The organism is Cupriavidus sp. SIMBA_020 (assembly GCF_046535395.1).
Lineage (GTDB): Bacteria > Pseudomonadota > Gammaproteobacteria > Burkholderiales > Burkholderiaceae > Cupriavidus > Cupriavidus campinensis.
On record NZ_JAWRWU010001777.1, the window covers coordinates 1 to 232 of the forward strand.

Sequence of the window (232 nt, forward strand, 5' to 3'; positions counted from 1 at the left end):
CATCGAAGCCACCAACCCCGACGGCCTGAGCGCGCGGGTTGTGCGCGAACTGAAAAAACAATTCGCCGACGTGGGCGTGCTGTGCGACGTGGCGCTGGACCCGTACACCAGCCACGGCCAGGACGGCGTCATCGATGAAAACGGCTACGTCGTCAACGAGCCGACCGTCGAGATCCTCGTCAAGCAGGCCCTGACGCAGGCCGCGGCCGGCGTCGACATGGTCGCCCCCAGC

General features: G+C 66.8%; 1 pseudogene. It reads left to right on the forward strand.

Annotated features, from left to right (window positions below):
- Positions 1-232: pseudogene (locus tag SB751_RS35715) on the forward strand (porphobilinogen synthase); the annotation flags it as partial.